The 1561-nt window shown below is 63.6% G+C and carries 1 protein-coding gene; it reads left to right on the top strand.

Going from position 1 to position 1561, the window contains the following annotated elements; all coding sequences use genetic code 11:
- Window positions 1-50 precede the first annotated feature (50 nt).
- Window positions 51-1394 (top strand): IS1380 family transposase, encoded by a 1344-nt coding sequence (locus GOB85_RS18695; RefSeq protein ID WP_173578862.1) that lies wholly within the window; start codon window positions 51-53, stop codon window positions 1392-1394.
- Window positions 1395-1561: the final 167 nt, after the last annotated feature.

Genomic DNA, 1561 nt, shown 5'->3' with positions numbered 1-1561 from the left:
TTGGGTGTCAAAGCCATCCGTTTCTCCGATCACGCCGAGCCACACCCGCCATGTCCGACGATACGAGCCAGCCGTTCCTGTTTCCAGCCATCCGACACAAGAAAATCACGGCTGATTTTGATGGTGGCCGGATCACCTCGGATGGTGGTGTCCTGTTGCTGGCTGCCGCCGAGCGGCGGATCGGCATGGCCGATCGCCTCGCCCGGCTCATAGCCGATCCACGCAATCCGCGACGGGTGACACACGGGGTGGCCGATATTCTGCGCGCCCGTATGCTGGCCATTGCCTGCGGCTACGAGGACGCCGACGACCTCGATCACCTGCGGTGCGATCCGGGTTTCAAGCTCGCCTGCGGACGACTGCCCGATACGGGTCGGGATCTGTGCTCGCAACCCACGATCTCGCGTTGGGAGAACGCCCCGACTTTGCGCGAGGTCATTCGCCTGACCTATGCCCTGGTCGATACATGGTGCGACAGCTACGCCCGGCCACCCGCCGCGGTGACGCTCGACATCGACGATACGGTCGATGTGGTGCACGGTCATCAGCAACTCGCCCTGTTCAACGCGCATCATGACGAGCGGTGCTTTATGCCGATCCATGTTTACGATGCCGCCACGTCGAGGCCGGTTGCCATTATCATCCGCCCGGGCAAGACCCCGTCCGGACAGGAAATTCGCGGTCACCTGCGTCGTCTGATCCGCCGTATCCGCAGCCACTGGCCCAACACCCGGCTGACCATTCGTGGGGATGGTCATTACGGACGTCCCGAAGTCATGGCCTGGTGCGAGGCGCATGACGTCGATTACATCTTCGGCCTGCCGGGCAACAGCGTGCTGCACCGGCTTCTCGAACCCTCGGCCGATGACATCCGCGTCCGGCGTGCCGGGACGCGGGCGCAATCCCTGCGCGGCTATGCCGAAATCCGTTATGGCGCGAAATCCTGGAAGCAACAGCGACGCGTGGCCGCCCGGATCGAAGCCACGACGCTGGGGCTCGACATACGCTGCGTGGTCACCAGCCTGCGAGGCGGCAACGCCGAATGGCTCTACGGTGCCCTCTACTGTGCCCGTGGACAGGCCGAAAACCTGATCAGGCGTCACAAGGGCCAACTGGCATCCGACCGCACAAGCTGTCGATCGCCACTGGCCAACCAGGTCCGCCTGGTGCTGCACACTGCCGCATACTGGCTGATGCTCACCCTGCGGGACGCCATCCCAGCCCCACAGCCGCTCGCCTCGGCCGAGTTCACCACGTTACGAAATCGTCTTCTGAAAATCGCCGGGCGTATCCTGGAAACCGCAACCCGTGTCCGTATCGCGTTTGCCGCCGCCTGTCCCGAAGCGGCGCTGTTCCGCAGTCTCGCCATCTCGATGCAGGCTGCCGGCCCGTGACAGACGGGGCTATCGCCCCCGAACGCGCCCCGTCCTCGCAACCCCAGCCGCAGCCATCCACCGTTTCAAAATGACACCGCCTCAACCCGGTGCGATCCCGCGCGCCCAAACCATAGAAACGGAAAAATCCACGCAAAATACTCAATGCCGTGAATAAGATGGGCTAG

Source organism: Acetobacter fallax (genome assembly GCF_011516735.1).
Classification (GTDB): domain Bacteria; phylum Pseudomonadota; class Alphaproteobacteria; order Acetobacterales; family Acetobacteraceae; genus Acetobacter; species Acetobacter fallax.
This window is presented reverse-complemented; position numbering and strand designations above follow the sequence as displayed.